Below are 23,270 nucleotides of genomic sequence, written 5' to 3' on the forward strand. Positions count from 1 at the left end.
TTTCGATACGAGGATTTTTAATATGGTCGGGGTAAGGGGATTCGAACTCCTGACATCCTGCTCCCAAAGCAGGCGCGCTACCGGACTGCGCTATACCCCGGTAAAAAAAAGGCGACCTCTCAGTCGCCTTCTTCGATCAGTGCTTTTGGCCTCTGATCTTAAGATTCGATTCCAGCGTTAACTGGTCTCAAAAATGGTGGGTCGTGTGGGATTCGAACCTACGACCAATTGGTTAAAAGCCAACTGCTCTACCAACTGAGCTAACGACCCAAAAATGGTCGGGGTAAGGGGATTCGAACTCCTGACATCCTGCTCCCAAAGCAGGCGCGCTACCGGACTGCGCTATACCCCGGTTTTGAAATTGGCTCCGTGACCAGGACTCGAACCTGGGACCCAATGATTAACAGTCATTTGCTCTACCGACTGAGCTATCACGGAACTACATATTTCAAATTTACAACTTTTACTGCTTTTACTGCTTTGTAACCTTCTCTTCGGCTTGTCCGTATCGCTACGTTCACGTCTCTGAGGCGCGCTATTCTACAATCTTAAAAACCCCTGTCAACCCTTTAAATTGCTTTTAAGACAATGATTTGCGCTTGTTTCTGATTTCTTCTTGGGGAGAAGAAATCCGTGGGCTGACGTTGCTGCGGGGCGCACTTTACAAGCCTTTGCCTTACAGTTCAACGCCCTATCGAAAAAAAAGGCCCCGCAATGCGGGGCCTCCTCTTATCGCCATACAGGTCGGGCTCAGTGGAAGACGATTTGGTCGTTTTCCACCGTGGCCGCCACGCTGGTCCCCGGCATGAAGCTGCCCGACAGGATCAACTGCGCCAAGGGATTCTCGATCCAGCGCTGAATCGCACGTTTCAGAGGCCGTGCGCCGTACACGGGGTCGTAACCCACCGCGATCAACTTGTCCAACGCCTCGCTGCTCAGCTCCAGGTCAAGCTCACGCTCGGCCAGGCGGCTACGCAGACGGCCCAGCTGGATCTCGGTAATACCCGCGATCTGATCCCGCGCCAGAGGCTCGAAGATCACCACTTCATCGACCCGGTTGATAAATTCCGGGCGGAAGTGCGAGGTCAGCGCATCCATCACCGCAGCGCGCTGGGCCTCACGATCACCGACCAGCTCCTGGATCTGCGCCGAGCCCAGGTTAGAGGTCATCACGATCACCGTATTGCGAAAGTCCACAGTGCGCCCGTGGCTGTCCGTCAACCGACCATCTTCCAGCACCTGCAGCAAGATGTTGAACACATCCGGGTGGGCCTTCTCGACCTCATCCAGCAGGATCACCGAGTAAGGCTTACGCCGCACGGCTTCGGTCAGGTAACCGCCTTCTTCATAGCCCACATAGCCTGGTGGAGCACCGATCAGGCGAGCCACCGAGTGTTTCTCCATGAATTCGGACATATCGATGCGCACCATGGCCTCTTCAGTATCAAAGAGGAACTCGGCCAATGCCTTGCACAGCTCGGTCTTACCCACGCCGGTTGGGCCGAGGAACATAAACGAGCCGCTCGGACGATTCGGGTCGGACAAACCGGCCCGCGAACGCCGTACCGCATTGGACACTGCCACCACGGCCTCTTCCTGGCCGATGACGCGCTGGTGCAGCAGGCTTTCCATTTTCAGCAGCTTGTCGCGCTCGCCTTCAAGCATTTTCGACACGGGAATGCCGGTCCACTTGGAGACCACTTCGGCAATTTCTTCCTCGGTCACCTTGCTGCGCAGCAGCTGATTCTCGGGCTTGCCGTGCTGGTCAACCATTTGCAGGCTGCGCTCCAGGTCCGGGATCACCCCGTACTGCAACTCGGCCATGCGGTTCAGGTCGCCTTTACGGCGCGCGGCTTCCAGCTCCTGACGGGACTGCTCGATCTTTTGCTGGATCTGCGCAGAACCCTGCACTTCGGCTTTTTCCGAGGTCCAGATTTCTTCGAGGTCCGAATACTCGCGTTCCAGACGCAGGATTTCTTCCTGAAGTTTTTCCAGGCGTTTCTTCGCTGCGTCGTCCTCTTCTTTCTTAAGTGCCTGGGATTCAACTTTCAGCTGAATCAGGCGCCGATCCAGGCGGTCGAGCACTTCCGGCTTGGAATCGATCTCCATGCGAATGCGGCTGGCCGCTTCGTCGATCAGGTCGATGGCCTTGTCCGGCAACTGACGGTCGGTGATATAGCGATGGCTCAGTTTGGCCGCCGCAATGATCGCGCCGTCAGTGATCGCCACCTTGTGGTGCACCTCATAACGCTCTTTGAGGCCACGCAGGATGGCGATGGTGTCTTCTTCGCTCGGTTCTTCCACCAATACTTTCTGGAAGCGGCGCTCAAGGGCCGCGTCCTTTTCAATGTACTGACGGTATTCGTTGAGCGTGGTCGCGCCAACGCAATGCAACTCACCCCGAGCCAATGCGGGCTTAAGCATATTGCCGGCATCCATCGAACCTTCGCCCTTGCCGGCGCCGACCATGGTGTGCAGTTCATCGATAAACAGAATGATCTGCCCTTCCTGTTTCGACAGTTCATTAAGCAGGGACTTCAGGCGTTCTTCGAACTCGCCACGGAACTTGGCACCGGCGATCAGCGAACCCATGTCCAGCGACAACAAGCGCTTGCCTTTAAGGCCGTCCGGCACTTCACCATTGATGATGCGCTGGGCCAGGCCTTCGGCAATCGCGGTCTTACCCACGCCAGGCTCACCGATCAGCACAGGGTTGTTCTTGGTGCGGCGTTGCAACACCTGGATGGTGCGACGAATTTCGTCGTCACGGCCGATCACCGGGTCCAGCTTGCCTTCTTCGGCGCGCTTGGTCAGGTCGACGGTGTATTTGTCCAGGGCCTGGCGCGACTCCTCATGATTGGGGTCATTCACCGCCTCGCCGCCACGCAGGTTGTTGATGGCGTTTTCCAGGGCTTTTTTGCTCACGCCCTGGCCCAGCAACAATTTGCCAAGCTTGCTGTTGTCGTCCATCGCGGCGAGCAGCACCAGTTCGCTGGAAATGAACTGGTCACCTTTCTGCTGGGCCAGGCGATCGGCCTGGTTAAGCAGGCGCGCCAAGTCCTGCGACATGTTCACGTCGCCGGTAGGGTTTTGGATTTTCGGCAGTTGGTCGAGCTCTTTGCTCAACTCCTTGCGCAAGCTGTTGACGTCAAAGCCCACCTGCATCAGCAAGGGTTTAATAGAACCACCTTGCTGTTCCAGGAGCGCCTGCATCAAGTGCGCAGGCTCAATCGCCGGGTGGTCGAGGCCGACCGCCAGGGATTGGGAATCCGAGAGTGCCAACTGCAATTTGCTGGTTAAACGATCAATACGCATTAGTCACCTTCCTTTTGAGCAGGCCGGAGCTAGAAATACACATCCTGAATGAAGAAACCTGCCAGATACCCTTATAGATGGGGTGGATTCTGGAAGATTCAAGCAACTGATCCTTGATGTGGATCAGCATTGACCCAAGTCAGGAGAGTCTAGCGCTCAAGCCAGATAAGGGAGGCGAACCGACCGGTGCGCGGGCTGCGACGATAGGAAAAGAAGCGTGGGTCGGTAACGGTGCATAAACCGCCACCATATACAGCGGTGACACCGCGCGCGGCCAGGCGCAGGCGCGCCAACTGGTAAATATCGGCCATGTACTTGCCGGGGTTGCGGCTAGGTACAAAGGCCTCGGCCGTGGTCGGCAATTGCTGCATGAAGGCTTCACGCACTTCGGGGCCGACCTCAAACGCTTGCGGGCCAATGGCCGGGCCTAGCCACACCAGTACTTCATCGGGCTCGGCATTCAAGCTTTCAAACGCAGCCTCCAATACACCGGCCGCCAGCCCGCGCCAACCGGCATGGGCAGCCGCCACACGTGTGCCGGCGCGGTTGCAGAACAACGCGGGCAGGCAATCGGCGGTCATTGAGGTGCAGGCGACGCCGGGCGTGCTGGTCCAACTGCCATCCGCTTCGACAATGCGATCCGGATCAGCCTCGACCACGCGCACCCCGTGGACTTGGCGCAGCCAGGCCGGCTGAATATCAAAGGTATCAGTGAGGCGGCGGCGATTTTCAAGGACGGCCCCAAGACTGTCCTCGACATGATCGCCCAGATTAAGGCTGTCGAACGGCGCCAGACTGACGCCGCCCGCACGGGTGGTGACGCAGGCTTTGACTCCCGACGGCGCGGGCCAGTCAGGAATCAGCCAGTCACTCATCCTACAAACGCCTCGCGATCCTGCTTGAGCAGCGACAACAACCAGACCAGATCGTCCGGCAGAGGCGATTCCCAGCTCATCCGCTTACCGCTCGTCGGATGATCCAGCTCCAGGAAACGTGCATGCAGTGCCTGGCGCGGGAAGGTTTTCAGCGATTCAACCATGGTCTGGCTGGCCGCTGGCGGAATACGGAAGCGACCACCGTAGGCCGGATCTCCGACCAACGGGAAGTTGATGTGCGCCATATGCACGCGAATCTGGTGCGTGCGGCCGGTCTCCAGCTTCACCCGCACATGCGTGTGGGAGCGGAAACGCTCCAGCACACGGTAGTGGCTGACGGCCGGCTTGCCGCCTTCCATCACAGCCATACGCTGGCGCTGCTGGCCGTGGCGGCCGATCGGGGCGTTGATCTTGCCACCCGCCACCACCACGCCGATCACGATGCATTCGTAGATCCTGCTGACACTGCGGGCCTGCAATTGTGTGACCAACTGCGTCTGCGCCTGAATGGTCTTGGCCACCACCATCAAGCCGGTGGTGTCCTTGTCCAGGCGGTGCACGATGCCGCAGCGCGGCACGTTGACGATGTCCGGCACGTGGTGCAACAAGGCATTGAGCAAAGTGCCATCAGCGTGCCCGACCGCCGGGTGAACCACCAGGCCTGCAGGTTTGTTGATGACCAGGATGTCATCGTCTTCATAGACGATATCCAGCTCGATGTCTTGGGCGACCCATTCTCCCTGGGCTTCCTGCTCGGCAGTCAGCTCAAGAATCGCACCGCCATGGACTATGTCTCGCGGGCGGATAACCGCTCCATCCACAGTCAGGCGGCCGTCTTTGATCCAGGCGGAAAGGCGCGAGCGCGAGTGCTCAGCGAATAATTGTGCGGCGACTTGATCGAGGCGTTGGCCGCCCAATTCGGACGGCACCTCTGCGCGAAGTTCAATTTTATCGGACATGCTCAGACTAGGCGTGGCACAGCCTTTGGTTTCGGCTGCGCGCTTGTGGTTAAATACGGCGTCTTTTGCCCCGAGGCTTTCAACGGGGCGCTCATCATAACAGGACGGCCCCGCCCAAGACAGCGGCCGTCATAGGGACGCAAGCCGCCATGCAAGTGAAACACCTGCTGCTGATCGCCATCCTCGCCATGACTGCTGCTTGCTCGTCAACAAAGGAAGTCGTCGACGAAAACCTGAGCGAAGTCGAGCTGTATCAATTAGCTCAAAAAGACTTGGACAATAATAGCTACACCAGTGCCACAGCCAAGCTGAAGGCCCTGGAGTCGCGCTATCCGTTCGGGCGCTATGCCGACCAGGCACAGCTCGAGCTGATCTACGCCAACTACAAGAACGCGGAGCCGGAAGCTGCAAAATCCGCCGCCGAGCGTTTCATCCGCCTGCACCCGCAGCACCCGAACGTGGACTACGCCTACTACATGAAGGGCCTGACCTCGTTCGACCAGGACGTTGGCCTGCTGGCGCGCTTCCTGCCGCTGGACATGACCAAGCGTGACCCTGGTGCTGCCCGCGACTCCTTCAACGAGTTCGCCCAGCTCACCAGCCGCTACCCCAACAGCCGCTACTCGCCGGACGCCAAGCAGCGCATGATCTACCTGCGCAACCTGCTGGCGTCCTACGAGATTCACGTGGCCGACTACTACCTGACCCGTCAGGCGTATGTAGCTGCCGCCAACCGTGGTCGTTATGTAGTTGAGAACTTCCAGGAGACCCCATCCGTGGGTGACGGCCTGGCGGTGATGACCCAGGCTTACCAGGCATTGCACCTGGATGCATTGGCAACCACCAGCCTGGAAACCCTGAAGCTCAACTACCCGGACTCCCCAAGTCTGAAAGACGGCCAGTTCGTGCCTCGGGTAGCTGAAGCAGACAACCGTTCCTGGTTGAGCAAATACACCCTGGGCCTGATCAGTTCCCGCCCACCGTTGCCGCCGGGCGAAACCCGCGCCAACCAGGACGTGATGAAGCAGTTCCAGGACGCCAAGGAAGCCATTCCTTCGGAGCTCAAGCCGCATGACGCCAATGGCGACGTGATCGAAGAAGAAGCACCCCAGGCCCTGGGCAACAATGAAGACCGTTCGTGGTTCAGCTACATGACCTTCGGCGTGTTTGACTGATTGCACACAGCGTCATCAAGAAGGAGCCTCTCGAGGCTCCTTTTTTGTGGACGTCTTGTTATTGCGCTGTGCGCTTGCCACGCGCTTGGCTAAACTGGCGCATTCCCTGTCGAGAAACTGCCCATCATGCTTCGTCTACTGTTCTGGATTGCCGTCATTGCTGCCGCGGTATGGTTCTGGCGCAAATTCAAAAGCCCGGCGGCTAGACAGCAACGCTCCGCCGAGCCGGGCGCGGCCCTGATGGTGCGCTGCGCCCACTGCGGCGTGCACCTGCCGCAGGATCGCGCACTCAATTCACGCCAGGAGTGGTACTGCACCCAGGCGCACCTGGAACAAGGGCCGAAGTCTATTCAGCGTTGATCCGACCGGCGGGCGCATACGGCGCCGGGTCAATGATCGGGGGACGCCCCAACAGCAAGTCAGCGAACAGTTGACAGGATGCCGGCGCGAGCACCAGCCCATTGCGATAATGCCCGCAGTTGAGCCAAAGCCCTTTGAAACCGGGCACTTCACCGATGTAAGGGATACCTTCCGGTGAACCGGGGCGCAAACCGGCCCAGTGACCTACGACCTGCGCGTCTGCCAGCGCGGGAATCAACTCCACCGCCGATGCCTTGAGACTTTCCAAGGCCGACTCGGTCGGGGTCTTGTCGAACCCTTCATGCTCCAGCGTGCTGCCGATCAGAATGTGCCCGTCACGCCGCGGGATCGCATAACGCCCTTTGGCCAGCACCATGCTCGACAAAAAATCCGACGCACATTTGTACAAAATCATTTGGCCTTTGACCGGCTCCACTGGCAGCGACAGACCCAGCTTGCCGAGTATTTCGCCGCTCCAGGCGCCCGCAGCCAGCACCACCTGATCGCCCAGGATCGGCCCCGCAGCGGTATTTACACCCACGACGTTGCCACCTTCAATAACAAACCCCTCCACTTCGCACTGCTCATGAAGGGTCACGCCCGGCAACGCCAACAGCGCAGCCTTGAGGGATTTGACCAGACGCGGGTTGCGCACATTGGCCACGTTCGCCATGTAGATCGCCTGGGAATATCCACCGCCCAGCACCGGCACGGCATCATGGGCGGCCGACACATCTACCTTGCTCAACGGGCGACCTTCTCGGGCAGCCCAAGCCAACGCTTGGGCTTCATCTTCCAGGTCCAACCAGTACAGGCCTGTGGTGTGAACCTCTGGATCAACCCCGGTGGCCGCAAACAGCCGCTCTGCCAACTGCGGGTAAAAATCCTGCGACCAATGGGCCAGTGCGGTGACCGCCGGGCTGTAGCGCCATGGATACAGCGGCGAAACAATGCCGCCACCCGCCCAGGAAGACTCCTGCCCAAGCCCCGACCGCTCCAGCAGCACCACGGCCTGCCCCTCCGTGGCCAGGTTAAACGCGGTCAACAAGCCGATGACACCGCCACCGACAATCACCACTTGCTGTTGCTTAGCCATCATTTGATCCAGCCGATAAAAAGGGAAAAGCGCACCCGGCGCCCATTCATCCAGTACTCTCATCATTGCCCCCAACACGCCTGGCGCGACATTTCAGGTATCGCGCCCGGGTTGCTGCGCACGCCGGTGCTGGACAAGCTGAACTCACCGCATGGGTCATTTGCCATGATGGCGCCGACTGCAGGCGAGGCGACCAGTGTGAATGACTGGGGGCTCAATGCAGTGCTGATTCTATAGTGATCATTGCCGGCACTGGCGCCGCTTGCATCAATAAAAGTGCCGTGGCGCGTGTAAAAACGTTCGAGGTGCTGCGCCTGCTCAATCAACAGTGCAACGATCTGCGCGCGGTAGGCTTTTTTCACCTGCCCGGTATACGCGGGGTAAGCAATCCCGGCCAAAAACGCGATGATCGCGACCGCGCCCAGTAACTCGATCAGGGTAAAACCTTGGCAATCCTTGCCCATTGATACGCTCCTTACTAGTGAAGTTGTCGCCATAGCACCCGATGAACGCTCAGATCGCCCTCTACCTGTGCATAGACCGCCTCCAGCACCGTGCGCACTTGGCCACTGCTCCCAACCGCCGTCACGCGGTACAACGCGGCCGGTGTTTCGGCAGGCAAACCCGCCATCCCCACGCCCACTCCCAGGGATTGCACGCCATACAGGCCGCCCTTCAGGGCAACCCAAGTGACTGCTGACACGGGGTTTGTGCCTGCCTCTATCACCTGCGACGACTCGACCGGCGGCGCACAGGAATTGATTGCCCGACACACCGGCAGTGTCGCGCCTGCCCGCCGGATCACCGACTCACCCAACCGCAGGCCACTTTCGGCGCTTTGGAATGACTGGTTTCGATGCCATACGCTGCCGGTAATCTTTTGTTGGGACACCGCCCCTTGCATCGATGCCAGGCCGATCAGTGACAGCACCAGCAGAAACACCAGGCTGATCAGTAAAACCATGCCGGCTTGCCCTGCATAAAAGCGTTGATGATTGAACATGCTGCCCTACCCCAACCGGTTTCGCAGGGCTGCGACGACGCTGTAGGCCTGATCTTTCACGCGCCCGGTCGGGTCTTGCAGCGTCATGCGCAGGCGTACGCTGCGGATCAGCGATTCATCCGCCGGGCTGGCGTCATAGCGCGCTACCTGAGGCGAACCTGGTTTGCCCGCCACGCCGAAACTGATGTCGAAGGCCTGCACGTTGTCCAACAGCACCGCCTTGGCCGGCGCCGCAGGCGTACTGACCTTCAATTGCCCAGTTTCATAGGTGTAGGTGAGTTGGCGCAGCGCAAAGCGGATCTGCCCTGGCATCGGTGGCGGTGAATTCCCCGCGTAGGCTTGGGCCGTGCCGAGGCAGTCAGAGAGCACCGTCCAGTCAGGCGTGCCGCCCTCACCTGCGACATCGGCGGTGACCAGCGTCAGCGACCAGGAACTGCCTGCAGAATGCCAACCCACAGGTTGATCAAAGGCTGGGGGTGCGTTGTCGATAGCGGCTGTCGCCAGGCAGCCGAACATGCCCGCCTGGCGGATATCCCGGATCATCTTGCCCAGCACAAACCGCGCGTCATCCTGCAGCAGCATGGCGGCCTGTTGGCTGGCTTGAGTCGCGCGAGCGCTGATCGTCACCTGGCTGACACCCAGCACCAGCAGCAACCCGACAGCCAGCGCGAGCAACAACTCCACCAGGCTGAAGCCACGGACAAAGCTTCTCATTGAGGCACCTGCGGGTCGCTGGTAATGCGGCTGGTGAGGGTGAAGGTTTCCCGCGCCCCGGGCGTATTCGCCCCACGGGCATCATCCCAACTGATGCTCACGGTTACCTCGCCACCGCTGATCACCACCGAGCCTTTGGCGTCCTCGCCGGCGAAGCCGATGATATTGGCTTCGAAGTCATGCAGGTCCAGGTCCCGCACGCTGGCCGTCGCGCTAAGGACGGGGGCGGTTTGCGCGCCCCCCCATGCATAGTCGGCACCTGAGTTGGCGCGGATTCGGTCGAGCATATCGTAGGCAATGAAACTGGCCTGGCTGGTCATCCTTGAGCTGTCGGTGTACTTGAGTGCATTGAGCTGGGTCACTGCGGCGCCCAGCAGCCCGACGGCGAGAATCAGCACCGCCACCAGCACTTCGATCAAGGTCATGCCGGTTTGCTGTCGAGGCAGCACGCAGGGAAAAAGTCTGTTCGGGCAGGCAAGCATTACCGTCGTCATCCGTGTCGAAGGCTGAAAAAAGCAGCGCAATGCTGCTGTGAGACCCAAGACTAGCGCCGGTTTTTGGCTCGCGCTGCTATCGGAACAAAGGGAAATACTTTGGACATAAAGGCCATCATTCAGCCCCGCCGCCGGGCGCTATACCTAGGTCTCCAAACCCATTTTTACCCTTGCCCATGGAGGGACAGACTATGCAACAACGCGGTTTCACCCTGATCGAACTTCTGTTCGGCCTGTTACTGGGCGGCATCCTGGTGACCGTGGCAGTGCCCGCCTTCAAGGGGTTGCTTGCGTCGCAGCAGCAACGCAGCGCGGCACACTCACTTGCCGAAGGCCTGCGGTTGGCGCGCACTGAGGCAATCACCCGCAATCGCGCAGTGATCATTCAGGCGCTGGAGAACGATTGGAGCCGAGGATGGCAAATCATCGTGGATACAAGCGGGCGCGGCGAGCCGGGTACCGACAACCCTATACTGCTGGAACGGCAGGGCAATGGGCGCGTGCTGATGGCGGGCAATGGGCCAGTCAAGAACCAGGTACGCTTCAGCGGGCTGGGTGAGCCGGTGTTTGCGGGAGGTGGCTTCCGCGCCGGTACGGTGCACATCTGCGGCACCGACCCGGTACAGAGCCTCTATCAAGTGGTGCTGGCGCCCAGCGGGCGCATCAGCCTGCGCAGTGAGGCCACCGAGCAGGCGCTGTGCGGCTCCGGCACCGTGGCACTCAGAGCAGCGAACGAACCCGCAGCTCTTTGGGCATGGAGAACGTGATGTTCTCTTCGCGACCGGCCAATTCATCCGCGCCGGTGGCGCCCCAGGCCTGCAGTTGCTGGATCACACCGCGCACCAGCACTTCTGGAGCGGAAGCCCCTGCGGTGATGCCAATACGCTCAACGCCGTCGAACCAACTGCGCTGCATGTCTTCAGCGCCATCGATCAGGTAGGCCGGCGTGGCCATGCGTTCAGCCAGTTCGCGCAAGCGGTTGGAGTTGGAGCTGTTGGGGCTGCCGACCACCAGAACCACATCGCATTCGTCGGCCAGTTGCTTGACCGCGTCCTGGCGGTTTTGCGTGGCGTAGCAGATGTCATCCTTACGTGGGCCGCCAATTGCCGGGAAACGCGTGCGCAGGGCATCGATCACACGGCTGGTGTCGTCCATCGACAGGGTGGTTTGCGTCACGAAGGCCAGGCGATCAGGGTTTTGAACCTGCAACTCGGCCACGTCTTTTTCGTCTTCTACCAAGTAGATGGCGCCGCCATTACTGGCGTCGTACTGCCCCATGGTGCCTTCGACTTCCGGGTGACCGGCGTGGCCGATCAGGATGCATTCACGGCCGTCGCGGCTATAGCGCGCGACTTCGATATGCACCTTGGTCACCAGCGGGCAGGTGGCGTCAAACACCTTGAGGCCACGGCCCGCCGCTTCGGTACGTACTGCCTGGGACACGCCGTGGGCGCTGAAGATGACGATAACGTCGTCCGGCACCTGGTCGAGTTCTTCGACAAAGATAGCCCCGCGTGCGCGCAGGTCTTCAACCACGAATTTGTTGTGGACGACTTCATGGCGCACGTAAATCGGCGGCCCGAACACTTCCAGGGCGCGATTGACGATTTCGATCGCCCGGTCCACACCGGCGCAGAAGCCACGGGGGTTGGCGAGTTTGATTTGCATGCTGTGCCTCGTGTCTTGCAGGGCAAGAAATTGGATCAACTCAACTCTACAGGAGTAAGCCCCTGTGGGAACCGGGCTTGCCCGCGATGCAAACGACCGGGTGTATCAGGTACACCGAGGTGATGCTATCGCAGGCAAGCCAGCTCCCACACAAGCCGGCCCCATAAGCGCCGGTTTCGTCAGTCAGAGCGCTTTAACGTCGATGATTTCAACGTCAAACGTCAAGGTTTTACCGGCCAACGGGTGGTTGAAGTCGATGGTCACTTGCGCGTCATCGAAGGTTTTAACCACGCCGGGCAGCTCGGTGTTCGCCGCATCGTTGAAGATCACCAACAGGCCTTCCGACAGGTCCATGTCCTGGAACTGCGAGCGCGGGATGATCTGCACGTTTTGCGGGTTGGGCTGGCCAAAGGCGTTTTCCGGCAGGATCTGCAAGGTGCGCTTGTCGCCGGCCTTGAAACCGAACAGTGCCGCTTCAAAACCCGGCAGCAGGTTGCCATCACCGACTTTGAAGGTCGCCGGGGCTTTGTCGAACGTGCTGTCGACCGTGTCGCCATTCTCCAGGCGCAGTGCGAAATGCAAAGTGACTTCCGTGTTCTGGCCGATGCGTTGCTCAGCCAATACCTGATCAGTCATTGACGGTCTCTCCGGTTTTCTTGCTTTTGAACATGTCCAACGCCAGCATGATTGCACCGACGGTGATGGCGCTGTCGGCAAAGTTGAACGCCGGGAAGTACCAGCGGTTCTGCCAATGCACCAGAATAAAGTCGATCACATGGCCCAGGGCAATGCGGTCGTACAGGTTGCCCAGCGCGCCGCCCAGCACCAAGGCCAGGGCAATGGCGAGCCAGGTATCATCACGGCCCAGACGCTTGAGCCAGACCACCAGCACAGCGCTGACAACCACCGCGATCAAGGCAAACAGCCAGCGCTGCCAGCCGCCGCTGCCCGCCAGGAAGCTGAAGGCAGCACCGGTGTTGTAGGCCAGGGTCCAGCTGAAGTAGTCAGGAATGACCACAATCTGCTGGAACATCTGCAGGGAGCCTTCGAAATGAGCCTTGCTGACCTGGTCAATGACCAGGACCAGCACGCTCAGCACGAGCAAACCCAGACGTCCGAAACGACTGGAAGCATTAGGCATAGTGGCGAACCTCGCCAGCACCGCTGATGTTGTCGACGCAACGACCGCAGATTTCCGGATGCTCTGGGTTCACGCCGACGTCTTCACGGCAGTGCCAGCAACGGGCGCACTTAGGAAAGGCCGACTTGACCACTTTGAGCTTGAGGCCCGGCACTTCGGTGGCCACTGCGTCCGCAGGTGCCTGGGCAAACGGTGCCAGGCTCGCGGTCGAGGTGATCAGTACGAAGCGCAGTTCGTTGCTCAGCTTGGCCAGGTCGGCGGTCAGGCCTTCCTCGGCAAACAGGGTGACTTCGGCTTGCAGGTTGCCACCGACGGCCTTGGCCGCGCGCTGAACTTCCAGCTCCTTGTTCACCGCAACCTTGACGGCCATCACGCCTTCCCAGTACTCGCGGCCCAGTTCGAAGTTGGCCGGCAATTCGGTCAGGCCTTCGTACCAGGTGTTGAGCATCACCGATTCGTTACGCTCGCCCGGCAGGTATTCCCACAGTTCGTCAGCGGTGAAGGCCAGGATCGGTGCGATCCAGCGCACCAGCGCTTCAGAGATGTGGTACAGCGCGGTCTGCGCCGAGCGGCGCGCCTTGCTGTTGGCGCCGGTGGTGTACTGGCGGTCCTTGATGATATCGAGGTAGAAACCACCCAGCTCCTGCACGCAGAAGTTGTGGATCTTGGAGTACACGTTCCAGAAACGGTATTCGCCGTAGTGTTCCTGCAACTCGCGCTGCAGCAACAGCGTACGGTCCACGGCCCAACGGTCCAGGGCGAGCATGTCCTCGGCCGGCAGGATGTCGGTGGCCGGGTTGAAACCGGTCAGGTTCGACAGCAGGAAGCGTGCGGTATTACGGATACGGCGGTAGGCATCGGCGCTACGGGCCAGGATCTGGTCCGACACGGCGATTTCGCCCGAGTAATCGGTCGAGGCGACCCACAGACGCATGATATCGGCGCCCAGGGTGTCGTTGATCTTTTTCGGCTCGATCACGTTTTTCAGCGACTTGGACATCTTGCGGCCCGTCTCGTCGACGGTGAAGCCGTGGGTCAGCAGTTCGCGGTACGGCGCGTGGTTGTCGATGGCGCAGCCGGTCAGCAACGACGAGTGGAACCAGCCACGGTGTTGGTCCGAGCCTTCCAGGTACAGGTCGGCACGCGGGCCGGTGGCGTGACCCATCGGGTGCGAACCGCGCAGCACGTGCCAGTGGGTGGTACCCGAGTCGAACCACACGTCGAGGGTGTCGCTGATCTTGTCGTACAGCGGCGCTTCGTCGCCCAGCAGTTCGGCGGCGTCCAGCTTGAACCAGGCTTCGATGCCTTCCTGCTCAACGCGCAGCGCCACTGCTTCCATCAGTTCAACGGTACGTGGGTGCAGCTCGCCGCTTTCCTTGTTCAGGAAAAACGGGATCGGCACGCCCCAGTTACGTTGGCGGGAGATGCACCAGTCCGGACGGTTGGCGATCATCGAGTGCAGGCGCGCCTGGCCCCAGGCCGGGACGAACTTGGTGTCTTCGATGGCTTTGAGCGAGCGCACACGCAGGGTGTCGCCGCTGGTCGGCTCTTTGTCCATGCCGATAAACCACTGCGCGGTAGCGCGGTAGATCAGCGGGGTCTTGTGACGCCAGCAGTGCATGTAGCTGTGCTTGATGGTTTCGGTGTGCAGCAGCGAACCGACTTCACGCAGTTTGTCGATGATCGGCTCGTTGGCCTTGAAGATGAACTGGCCGCCAAAGAACTCCAGCGACGGCGCGTAAACGCCATTGCTCTGCACCGGGTTGAGGATGTCATCGTTGACCATGCCGTAGGCTTTGCAGGTCACAAAGTCATCAACGCCGTAGGCCGGCGCGGAGTGAACCACACCAGTACCCGAACCCAGCTCCACGTAGTCAGCCAGGTACACCGGCGACAGACGGTCATAGAACGGGTGACGGAAATTGATCAGTTCCAGCGCAGTGCCGGTGGTGGTGGCGATGACCGAACCTTGCAGCTCGTAGCGCGCCAGGCAGGCCTCGACCATTTCTTCGGCCAGCACCAGCAGGCGATCACCGACGTCCACCAGGGCGTAGGTGAATTCCGGGTGCACGTTCAGCGCCTGGTTGGCCGGGATGGTCCACGGGGTGGTGGTCCAGATCACGATGGCTGCAGGCTTTGGCAGGCTCGACAGGCCAAAGGCTTGGGCCAGCTTGTCGTCGTCGGCGATCGGGAAGGCCACGTCGATGGTCGAGGACTTCTTGTCTTCGTACTCGACTTCCGCTTCAGCCAGGGCCGAACCGCAGTCGAAGCACCAGTTCACGGGCTTGAGGCCCTTGAACACGAAACCGCCTTTGACGATTTCAGCCAAGGCACGGATTTCACCGGCCTCGTTCTTGAAGTTCATGGTCTTGTACGGGTTGTCCCACTCGCCCAGCACGCCCAGGCGGATGAATTCGGACTTCTGCCCTTCGATCTGCTCGGTGGCGTAGGCACGGCACAGTTCGCGGGTTTTATCCGCGCCCAGGTTCTTGCCGTAGGTCACTTCGACTTTGTGTTCGATCGGCAGGCCGTGGCAGTCCCAGCCCGGAACATAAGGCGCGTCGAAGCCCGACAGGGTTTTCGAACGCAGTATCATGTCCTTGAGAATTTTGTTCAGCGCATGACCGATGTGAATCGTGCCGTTGGCATAAGGAGGGCCGTCGTGCAGGACGAACTTCGGACGATCCTTGCCAATTTCGCGCAACTTTCCGTACAGGCCAATACTGTCCCAGCGCTGCAGGATCTGCGGTTCGCGCTGTGGCAGGCCGGCCTTCATTGGGAAGGCGGTGTCCGGAAGGTTTAGCGTGGCTTTATAGTCGGTCATTTAAGGCTCTTCGGTTAGCGATGGGCGCTAGGTGCGGCTAGTGCACGGGCGGCGGCGACATCCGCATTGATCGCCGTTTTCAACGCCTCAAGGGAGGCGAAACGCTGCTCTTCACGCAGCTTCTGGTGGAAAACCACCGTTAAACGCCGGTCATACAAATCACCGGCAAAATCCAAAAGGTGAACTTCCAGGTGGGCCTTGCCATCACCTGCAACCGTGGGCCTGACGCCTATGTTGGCGACTCCCGGCCACGATTGGCCGTCGATGTCGACACTTACCAGGTAAACCCCGGTGAGTGGCACACGACGACGCTTGAGCTGCACGTTGGCGGTTGGCGTGCCCAGTTGGCGCGCCAGCTTCTGACCGTGCAATACCCGCCCGGCAATGCGGAACGGGCGACCGAGCAAACGCTCGGCCAAGGCGAAGTCGGCAGCCGCCAGTGCGTTACGCACCTGGGTACTGCTCACGCGCAGGCCGTCCAGTTCGACGGTTTGCGCGGCTTCGACGGTAAAACCTTGATTCACACCAGCGTGTTGCAGGAAGTCGAAATCGCCGACGCGGTCGCAGCCGAAACGGAAGTCGTCGCCGACCTCCAGGTGCTGCACGCCCAGGCCATCTACCAGGATACGGTCAACGAACTCGGCGGCGCTGAGGCTTTGCAAACGCTGATTGAAGGCCAGGCACAGCACACGGTCCACGCCCTCTTCAGCCAGCAGTTGCAGCTTGTCGCGCAGGCGGGCCAAGCGCGCCGGAGCCGTCTCGGGGGTAAAGTATTCCCGCGGCTGTGGCTCAAAAATCACCACGCAGCTGGGCACGCCCAACTCGACCGCACGTTCACGCAGCCGGCCCAGGATAGCCTGGTGGCCACGGTGAACACCGTCAAAGTTGCCAATAGTGGCGACGCAGCCCCGATGCTCGGGGCGCAGGTTGTGGAGACCTCGAACCAGCTGCATAACGCGCTTCTTGCTCATAAAGTGGTCGATTATAACCACACCCGGCCCCGGACGACAGGCAACAGCGCAGGCCAAATGGATCGAATCGATAAAACAACCGTTTTATCACGGCAAAGTCTCTAGCCAAGCGACTTTCGATTGAAATCACGCAGACGGAAGCCTTGCAACAGCAACATCCCGAAGTACACCACCACACCTGCCACGACCAGAACACCCAGGCGCATGAAGCGTTCAAGCATATGGCCTTGATCCCAGGCGGGCATGAAGTGCATCAGGCCCAACAACACCGCCGACATCATCGCCACCGCCACCAGCAGCTTGAGGGCAAACAGGCCCCAGCCCGGCTGCGGCTGATACATCTGCTGCTTGCGCAGTTGATAAAACAGCAGGCCCGCGTTGATGCAGGCACCCGCGCTGATCGCCAGGGCCAGGCCGGCATGGGCCAACGGGCCGATAAACACCAGGTTGAGCAGTTGCGTGACGATCAGGGTGAAGATTGCGATCTTGACCGGCGTGCGGATGTTTTGCTGGGCGTAGAAGCCCGGCGCCAGCACTTTGATCACGATAATGCCGAGCAGACCGACGGAGTAGGCGACCAGTGCGCGCTGGGTCATTGACGCGTCAAACGCGCTGAACTGGCCGTATTGGAACAGCGACACGGTCAACGGCTCAGCCAGAATGCCCAGGGCCAGGGAACACGGCAACACCAGCATAAAGCACAGGCGCAGGCCCCAGTCGAGGATGCGCGAGTACTCCTGGCGGTCCTTGCTGGCATAGGTGCGCGACAGCGTCGGCAGCAAGATTGTGCCCAAGGCTACACCCAGTACGCCGGACGGCAACTCCATCAAGCGATCGGCGTAGTACATCCAGGAGACCGAACCGGACACCAGCAAGGATGCGAACGCAGTGTTGATGATCAGGGAAATCTGGCTCACCGACACGCCCAGGATCGCCGGCAGCATATTGCGCATCACGCGCCATACGCCGGTGTCCTTGAGGTTCAGGCGCGGCAGCACCAGCATGCCGATTTTTTTCAGGTGCGGCAGTTGGTACAGCAGCTGCGCCAGGCCGCCGGCCAGCACCGCCCAGCCCAGGGCCATAACCGGCGGGTCGAAGTACGGCGTCAGGAACAGCGCGAAAATAATCATGCTGACGTTCAGCAATGTCGGCACGAAGGCCGGTACCGAGAAACGGTTCCAGGTATTGAGGATCGCCCCGGCCAGGGAAGACAGCGAAATCAGCAATATATAAGGAAAGGTCACCCGCAACAGGTCAGTGGTCAGCGCGAATTTTTCCGGGGTATTGGCAAAACCGGGGGCCGTGGCCCAGATCACCCAGGGCGCGGCAAGCATGCCGACGAGGGTTACCAGCATCAGTACCAGGGTCAGCAAGCCCGAGACATAGGCAATAAAGGTACGGGTCGCCTCTTCACCCTGCTGGGTTTTGTATTCGGCCAGGATCGGCACGAAAGCCTGGGAGAATGCGCCCTCGGCGAAGATCCGCCGCAACAGGTTGGGCAGTTTAAAGGCAATAAAGAACGCATCCGTGGCCATGCTGGCGCCGAAAATGCGCGCCAGCAGGGTGTCACGCACAAACCCTAAAACCCGGGAGATCATCGTGATAGAGCTGACGGCAGCCAACGATTTGAGCAGATTCATTGAAAGAGTTTGCGCCTTTAGATAAAGAGCAGGCGAACAAAGCGCCCACTTATGCGATACTGCGCGCCTGCAACAGCACAGAGCCAAAGCTCGCGAGTTTACAGGTCAAGCGCCGGAAATAAATCACCCGCCTCTTCAGATCGACCACTCAGCAGTTCGCATCAGCCGCCCTTGACAACCCATCAAGTCATCGGCATGATTCGCGGCCTATTTTGTTTGCTATTTCCTAAAAAGTCTTTCGAGGAGCTCGACGGTGGCCAACACACCTTCCGCCAAAAAACGTGCAAAACAGGCTGAGAAGCGTCGCAGCCACAACGCCAGCCTGCGTTCCATGGTTCGTACCTACATCAAGAATGTAGTTAAAGCCATCGACACCAAAGACGCTGAAAAAGCTCAAGCTGCTTACGTTCTGGCTGTGCCTGTTATCGACCGTATGGCCGATAAAGGCATCATCCACAAGAACAAAGCCGCTCGTCATAAGAGCCGCCTGAATGGCCACATCAAGGCTCTGAACGTCGCTGCAGCAGCCTAAGTGGTAACAACTGCCGCGTAACTCAGGTTGCGTAACAGTTAAGAAATGCCCCGAACCGAAAGGTCCGGGGCATTTTTGTTTGTGCTCAATAACTTGGGCGCACGGATCAAAATGTGGGAGCGGGCTTGCCCGCGATTGCGGTGGGTCAGTGGTGAACAGGCCAGCTGACACGCCCCCATCGCGGGCAAGCCCGCTCCCACATGGCTGTGCCTGTTATCGACCGTATGGCCGATAAAGGCATCATCCACAAGAACAAAGCCGCTCGTCATAAGAGCCGCCTGAATGGCCACATCAAGGCTCTGAACGTCGCTGCAGCAGCCTAAGTGGTAACAACTGCCACGTAACTCAGGTTGCGTAACAGTTAAGAAATGCCCCGAACCGAAAGGTCCGGGGCATTTTTGTTTGTGCGCGATAAGATCAAAAATGTGGGAGCGGGCTTGCCCGCGATTGCGGTGGGTCAGTGATGTATAAGGCGGCTGACACGCCCTCATCGCGGGCAAGCCCGCTCCCACACTTGAACTGCAGTGTATTTTCGGGCGCAAAAAAAACGCCCCGAACCAGTCGGGGCGTTTTTGCTACCTATTGATCAAACCACAATCAATGGTGATGACCGCCTTCACCGTGGACGTGGCCGTGGGCCACTTCTTCCTGGGAGGCGTCGCGGATAGCAACGATCTTCACTTGGAAGTTCAGCCGCTGACCAGCCAGAGGGTGGTTGCCGTCGACAGTCACGTCGTCGCCGTCCAGATCGCGGATGGTGACGATCTGCATCTGGCCGTCCGGAGCGGATGCGTGGAACTGCATGCCCACTTCCAGCTCATCAACGCCTTCGAACATGCTGCGGCTCAGGGTGCTGACCAGTTCGGCGGAGTATTCGCCGTAAGCATCTTCAGGTTCTACGGCGACAGTCAGTTCGTCACCGACGTTCTTGCCTTCCAGAGCCTTCTCCAGGCCCGGGATGATGTTACCTGCACCTTGCAGGTAGACCAGCGGCGCGCCGCCGGCGGAGCTGTCGATGACCTCACCAGCGTCGTTGGTCAGGGTATAGTCGATGGAGACAGCCTTGTTAGCGGCGATCGTCATGGGGCGAGACCTTTTGCATAAGAATGAAGAACGGACAAGTCTAAACAAGGATTTGCCCGAAAGCGAACAGAACCCGGACAGACGGAACCGATCAACGGCATCCTTCATCATCGGTTTCCATCAGGATGAGGACAACCATTGGGTGGCCGAGCTGTCTTGCGGCCACACCCAGCACCTGCGCCACCAGCCGCCATGGCAGTCGCGCGCCTGGGTACTCGATACCGCGCAACGTCTTGAAAAAATAGGCCAACCCTTTACGTGCGGCTGGTGTGCGCAAGCGCCTGAATAACGATAACCTTGGTGCCTGATTCCCGGTAGGCGCTCAGCCATAGAACGCCACCGAAGCCATGCACCTCCAGAGAATTCGCATGCAGACTTTTTTTATCGCGCCCACCGATTTTGGTGTGGGTCTGACCTCCATCAGCCTTGGGCTGGTGCGCACCCTTGAGCGGGCCGGGCTGAAAGTCGGCTTCTTCAAACCGATTGCCCAGCCACATCCGGGTGACACCGGCCCCGAGCGCTCCACCGAACTGGTGGCGCGCACCCACGGCCTTAAGCCACCACAACCCTTGGGCCTGGCCCATGTGGAACGCATGCTCGGCGACGGCCAGCTCGACGAGCTGCTCGAAGAAATCATCACCCTGTACCAGCAAGCCGCCGTGGGCAAAGACGTGCTGATCGTCGAAGGCATGGTGCCGACCCGCAGCGCCAGCTATGCGGCGCGGGTCAACCTGCACCTGGCCAAGAGCCTCGACGCAGAAGTGATCCTGGTGTCGGCACCGGAAAACGAAGTGCTCACCGAGCTATCGGGCCGCGTGGAATTGCAGGCCCAACTGTTCGGCGGCCCCAAAGACCCGAAAGTGCTGGGCGTGATCCTCAACAAAGTGCGCACCGACGAAAGCATGGAAGCCTTCTCGGCGCGCCTAAAAGAGCATTCGCCCCTGTTGCGCAGCGGCGATTTCCGCCTGCTCGGTTGCATCCCTTACCAGCCCGAACTCAACGCCCCGCGCACCCGCGACGTGGCCGACCTGATGGGCGCACAGATCCTCAACGCCGGCGACTACGAAACCCGGCGCATGACCAAGATCATCATTTGCGCGCGCACCATGCGTAACACCGTGGAGCTGCTAAAGCCGGGCGTGCTGGTGGTAACGCCGGGCGACCGTGACGACATCATCCTGGCCGTCAGCCTCGCCGCGATCAACGGCGTCCCCTTGGCCGGCCTGTTGCTGACCAGCGACACCCTGCCCGACCCGCGCATCATGGACCTGTGCCGTGGCGCCTTCCAGGCCGGGCTGCCAGTCCTTTCCGTGAGCACCGGTTCCTACGACACGGCCAACCAGCTCAACAGCCTGAACAAAGAAATCCCGATTGATGACCGCGAGCGCGCGGAGATCATCACCGATTTCGTCGCCAGCCACCTCGATGCACGCTGGCTGCACCAACGCTGCGGCACGCCACGGGAAATGCGCCTGTCGCCCGCGGTGTTCCGCTATCAGTTGATCCAGCGCGCCCAGGCCGCCAACAAACGCATCGTGTTGCCCGAAGGCAGCGAGCCGTTGACCGTGCAGGCCGCCGCCATCTGCCAGGCCCGGGGCATTGCGCGCTGCGTGCTGCTGGCCAAACCTGCCGACGTGGAAGCCGTCGCCCGCGCCCACGGCATCGAATTGCCCGAAGGCCTGGAGATTCTCGACCCGGACCTGATTCGCCAGCGCTATGTCGAGCCAATGGTCGCACTGCGCAAGAGCAAGAGCCTCAACGCGCCGATGGCCGAGCAACAATTGGAAGATACGGTGGTGATCGCCACCATGATGCTCGCGCTGGATGAAGTGGACGGCCTGGTTTCCGGGGTTATTCACTCCACCGCCAACACCATCCGCCCTGCCCTGCAGCTGATTAAAACGGCGCCGGGCTGCACCTTGGTGTCGTCGGTGTTCTTTATGCTGTTCCCCGAGCAGGTGCTGGTGTACGGCGACTGCGTGATGAACCCGCACCCAAGCGCCGTGGAACTGGCGGAAATCGCCCTGCAAAGTGCCGACTCCGCCGCTGCCTTCGGCATTACGCCACGGGTGGCGATGATCAGCTATTCCAGCGGTGATTCGGCCAGCGGCGAAGAAGTGGAGAAAGTCCGCGAAGCCACCTTGCTCGCCCACGAACAGCAAAGCTCGCTGCTGATCGACGGCCCATTGCAATACGACGCCGCCGCCAATGAAACCGTCGCCCGGCAGTTGGCGCCCAACAGCCAGGTCGCCGGTAAAGCCACGGTGTTTGTGTTCCCGGACCTGAACACCGGCAACACCACGCACAAGGCCGTGCAACGCAGCGCCGACTGCGTAAGCCTGGGCCCCATGCTGCAAGGCTTGCGCAAACCGGTGAACGACCTGCCGCGCGGTGCACAAGTGGACGACATCGTGTACACCATCGCCCTGACGGCGATTCAAGCCGCCAACCGACCTATGGATATCTAAATGCTGGATTTTCTACCTGCCGCCGTACGCGGGGTAATCGCGTCCTTGTTGTTGGCGCTGAACACGATCCTGCTGTGTTCGTTCCTGTTTGTTGTCGCGCTGTTCAAGGCGCTGCCATTTGCCAAACGCTTCAGCGAATGGCTGATGAACCACACCCACGAAGCCTGGGTGACCAACAACAAGGGCTGGATGAACCTGGTGCGACGCACACGCTGGCACCTGACTGGCCTTGAAGGCCTGGACTACCAGCACTCGTATCTGGTGACCAGTAACCACCAGAGTTGGGTCGACATCATGGTGCTGCAATACGTGCTCAATCGCCGGATTCGGCCGCTGAAGTTCTTCCTCAAGCAGGAACTGATCTGGGTGCCGGTGATTGGCCTGGCATGGTGGGCGCTGGGCTTCCCGTTTATGAAGCGCTACACCAAAGCTTATCTGGAGAAGCACCCGGAGAAGAAAGGCAAAGACCTGGAAACCACGCGCAAGACCTGCGCGAAGTTTCGCGACAACCCGGTGGGTATTTTCAACTTTGCCGAAGGCACGCGGTTTACGCCGGGCAAGCACGCACAGCAGAAATCGCCGTTCCGTTACCTGCTCAAGCCCAAGGCCGGTGGCATTGCGTTTGTGCTGGATGCCATGGGCGAGCAGCTCAAGTCATTGGTGAACGTGACCATCCACTACCCGGCCGGGCGTCCAGGGTATTGGGATTTGTTGTGCGGGAATGTGAAAGACGTGGTGGTGCGCTTTGAGGAAGTGCAGATTCCAGCCGGGTTTATCGGCAAGAATTATGAGCAGGATGGGGAGTATCGGTTGGCGTTCCAGGGGTGGATCAACCAGCTGTGGGAAGACAAGGATGCGCTGCTGGATAAGCTTCACACGGAATACCCAGGCCGCCACTGACCGACCTGTGAATGCAATCTAATGTGGGAGCTGGCTTGCCTGCGATAGCTGA

Annotated in this window: 22 protein-coding genes, 4 tRNA genes and 1 pseudogene; 8 read left to right on the plus strand and 19 right to left on the minus strand. The window is 59.9% G+C overall.

Going from position 1 to position 23,270, the window contains the following annotated elements:
- Positions 1 to 23 precede the first annotated feature (23 nt).
- From GIW28_RS06065 to rluD, 7 genes are all read right to left on the minus strand, one after another.
- Positions 24 to 100, minus strand: a tRNA-Pro gene (locus GIW28_RS06065).
- Between the two features lie 94 nt (positions 101 to 194).
- Positions 195 to 270: transfer RNA gene (locus tag GIW28_RS06070), tRNA-Lys, on the minus strand.
- A gap of 5 nt (positions 271 to 275) precedes the next feature.
- A tRNA-Pro gene (locus GIW28_RS06075) sits at positions 276 to 352 on the minus strand.
- Between the two features lie 10 nt (positions 353 to 362).
- Positions 363 to 438: transfer RNA gene (locus GIW28_RS06080), tRNA-Asn, on the minus strand.
- 312 nt (positions 439 to 750) lie between these two features.
- On the minus strand, positions 751 to 3,315 hold the full coding sequence (gene clpB / locus GIW28_RS06085) for an ATP-dependent chaperone ClpB (protein ID WP_138816894.1): 2,565 nt from the start codon (positions 3,313 to 3,315) through the stop codon (positions 751 to 753).
- A 149-nt stretch (positions 3,316 to 3,464) separates the two neighbouring features.
- Positions 3,465 to 4,190 carry a peptidoglycan editing factor PgeF gene (gene pgeF / locus GIW28_RS06090; RefSeq protein WP_236445832.1) on the minus strand — a complete coding sequence of 242 codons (726 nt, stop codon included), beginning with the start codon at positions 4,188 to 4,190 and terminating at the stop codon, positions 3,465 to 3,467.
- Positions 4,187 to 5,149, minus strand: coding sequence for a 23S rRNA pseudouridine(1911/1915/1917) synthase RluD (rluD, locus tag GIW28_RS06095; protein ID WP_017137596.1), 963 nt, complete (start codon positions 5,147 to 5,149; stop codon positions 4,187 to 4,189). The genes pgeF and rluD overlap by 4 nt, the downstream gene beginning before the upstream one ends.
- A 149-nt stretch (positions 5,150 to 5,298) precedes the next feature.
- Between rluD and GIW28_RS06100 the strand changes: the two genes are divergently transcribed.
- Entirely contained in the window at positions 5,299 to 6,324 is a 1,026-nt protein-coding gene (locus GIW28_RS06100; protein WP_017137597.1) for an outer membrane protein assembly factor BamD, read from the plus strand.
- A 126-nt stretch (positions 6,325 to 6,450) separates the two neighbouring features.
- The gene (locus tag GIW28_RS06105) at positions 6,451 to 6,684 is read left to right on the plus strand and encodes a PP0621 family protein (protein WP_236445830.1); all 234 of its coding nucleotides are present in this window, start codon (positions 6,451 to 6,453) and stop codon (positions 6,682 to 6,684) included.
- Here the strand turns inward: GIW28_RS06105 and thiO are convergent.
- The 5 genes from thiO to pilV form a co-directional block, all read right to left on the minus strand.
- Positions 6,671 to 7,780, minus strand: a complete 1,110-nt coding sequence (gene thiO, locus GIW28_RS06110; protein WP_017137599.1) for a glycine oxidase ThiO — start codon at positions 7,778 to 7,780, stop codon at positions 6,671 to 6,673. The genes GIW28_RS06105 and thiO overlap by 14 nt on opposite strands.
- A gap of 62 nt (positions 7,781 to 7,842) precedes the next feature.
- Positions 7,843 to 8,244, minus strand: coding sequence for a type IV pilin protein (locus tag GIW28_RS06115; RefSeq protein ID WP_017137600.1), 402 nt, complete (start codon positions 8,242 to 8,244; stop codon positions 7,843 to 7,845).
- 14 nt (positions 8,245 to 8,258) lie between these two features.
- Positions 8,259 to 8,783 (minus strand): pilus assembly PilX family protein, encoded by a 525-nt coding sequence (locus GIW28_RS06120; RefSeq protein ID WP_236445828.1) that lies wholly within the window; start codon positions 8,781 to 8,783, stop codon positions 8,259 to 8,261.
- Positions 8,784 to 8,789: 6 nt separating this feature from the next.
- On the minus strand, positions 8,790 to 9,497 hold the full coding sequence (locus GIW28_RS06125) for a prepilin-type N-terminal cleavage/methylation domain-containing protein (RefSeq protein WP_236445826.1): 708 nt from the start codon (positions 9,495 to 9,497) through the stop codon (positions 8,790 to 8,792).
- Positions 9,494 to 9,979 (minus strand): type IV pilus modification protein PilV, encoded by a 486-nt coding sequence (gene pilV, locus GIW28_RS06130; RefSeq protein WP_177033710.1) that lies wholly within the window; start codon positions 9,977 to 9,979, stop codon positions 9,494 to 9,496. Before pilV ends, GIW28_RS06125 begins: the two co-directional genes overlap by 4 nt.
- Positions 9,980 to 10,182: 203 nt before the next feature.
- On the opposite strand from pilV, the gene GIW28_RS06135 reads away from it, so the two are divergent.
- Positions 10,183 to 10,758, plus strand: coding sequence for a GspH/FimT family pseudopilin (locus tag GIW28_RS06135; RefSeq protein WP_017137604.1), 576 nt, complete (start codon positions 10,183 to 10,185; stop codon positions 10,756 to 10,758).
- On the opposite strand, the gene ispH is transcribed toward GIW28_RS06135, so the two are convergent.
- The 6 genes from ispH to murJ form a co-directional block, all read right to left on the minus strand.
- Positions 10,712 to 11,659 carry a 4-hydroxy-3-methylbut-2-enyl diphosphate reductase gene (ispH, locus tag GIW28_RS06140; protein ID WP_017137605.1) on the minus strand — a complete coding sequence of 316 codons (948 nt, stop codon included), beginning with the start codon at positions 11,657 to 11,659 and terminating at the stop codon, positions 10,712 to 10,714. The genes GIW28_RS06135 and ispH overlap by 47 nt on opposite strands.
- 183 nt (positions 11,660 to 11,842) lie before the next feature.
- Complete coding sequence (fkpB, locus tag GIW28_RS06145) at positions 11,843 to 12,280, minus strand: FKBP-type peptidyl-prolyl cis-trans isomerase (RefSeq protein ID WP_010213263.1); 438 nt, start codon at positions 12,278 to 12,280, stop codon at positions 11,843 to 11,845.
- Between the two features lie 7 nt (positions 12,281 to 12,287).
- Positions 12,288 to 12,800: a signal peptidase II gene (gene lspA / locus GIW28_RS06150; protein ID WP_236445824.1), complete on the minus strand. Its 513-nt coding sequence runs from the start codon at positions 12,798 to 12,800 to the stop codon at positions 12,288 to 12,290.
- The gene (gene ileS / locus GIW28_RS06155) at positions 12,793 to 15,624 is read right to left on the minus strand and encodes an isoleucine--tRNA ligase (protein ID WP_017137608.1); all 2,832 of its coding nucleotides are present in this window, start codon (positions 15,622 to 15,624) and stop codon (positions 12,793 to 12,795) included. The genes lspA and ileS overlap by 8 nt, the downstream gene beginning before the upstream one ends.
- 14 nt (positions 15,625 to 15,638) lie before the next feature.
- Complete coding sequence (gene ribF, locus GIW28_RS06160; protein ID WP_016971190.1) at positions 15,639 to 16,577, minus strand: bifunctional riboflavin kinase/FAD synthetase; 939 nt, start codon at positions 16,575 to 16,577, stop codon at positions 15,639 to 15,641.
- Between the two features lie 119 nt (positions 16,578 to 16,696).
- The gene (gene murJ / locus GIW28_RS06165; RefSeq protein ID WP_056859107.1) at positions 16,697 to 18,235 is read right to left on the minus strand and encodes a murein biosynthesis integral membrane protein MurJ; all 1,539 of its coding nucleotides are present in this window, start codon (positions 18,233 to 18,235) and stop codon (positions 16,697 to 16,699) included.
- A 253-nt stretch (positions 18,236 to 18,488) separates the two neighbouring features.
- Here murJ and rpsT (GIW28_RS06170) point away from each other — a divergent pair, with 253 nt between their 5' ends.
- Positions 18,489 to 18,767 carry a 30S ribosomal protein S20 gene (gene rpsT / locus GIW28_RS06170; RefSeq protein WP_003171647.1) on the plus strand — a complete coding sequence of 93 codons (279 nt, stop codon included), beginning with the start codon at positions 18,489 to 18,491 and terminating at the stop codon, positions 18,765 to 18,767.
- 194 nt (positions 18,768 to 18,961) lie between these two features.
- Positions 18,962 to 19,090: pseudogene (gene rpsT, locus GIW28_RS06175) on the plus strand (30S ribosomal protein S20); the annotation flags it as partial.
- Between the two features lie 274 nt (positions 19,091 to 19,364).
- Here rpsT (GIW28_RS06175) and GIW28_RS06180 read toward each other — a convergent pair.
- Entirely contained in the window at positions 19,365 to 19,850 is a 486-nt protein-coding gene (locus GIW28_RS06180; protein WP_003188398.1) for an FKBP-type peptidyl-prolyl cis-trans isomerase, read from the minus strand.
- Here GIW28_RS06180 and GIW28_RS06185 point away from each other — a divergent pair.
- From GIW28_RS06185 to GIW28_RS06195, 3 genes are all read left to right on the plus strand, one after another.
- Complete coding sequence (locus GIW28_RS06185) at positions 19,849 to 20,139, plus strand: DUF3565 domain-containing protein (protein WP_017137610.1); 291 nt, start codon at positions 19,849 to 19,851, stop codon at positions 20,137 to 20,139. The two genes, GIW28_RS06180 and GIW28_RS06185, sit on opposite strands and share 2 nt — an antisense overlap.
- Positions 20,140 to 20,218: 79 nt before the next feature.
- A complete protein-coding gene (pta, locus tag GIW28_RS06190) occupies positions 20,219 to 22,318 on the plus strand; it encodes a phosphate acetyltransferase (RefSeq protein ID WP_056859109.1) in 2,100 nt (699 codons plus the stop codon).
- Complete coding sequence (locus GIW28_RS06195) at positions 22,319 to 23,218, plus strand: acyltransferase (protein ID WP_017137612.1); 900 nt, start codon at positions 22,319 to 22,321, stop codon at positions 23,216 to 23,218.
- Positions 23,219 to 23,270: the final 52 nt, after the last annotated feature.

This window comes from Pseudomonas sp. PA-5-4B (assembly GCF_021606215.1).
Taxonomy (GTDB): Bacteria; Pseudomonadota; Gammaproteobacteria; order Pseudomonadales; family Pseudomonadaceae; genus Aquipseudomonas; species Aquipseudomonas edaphica.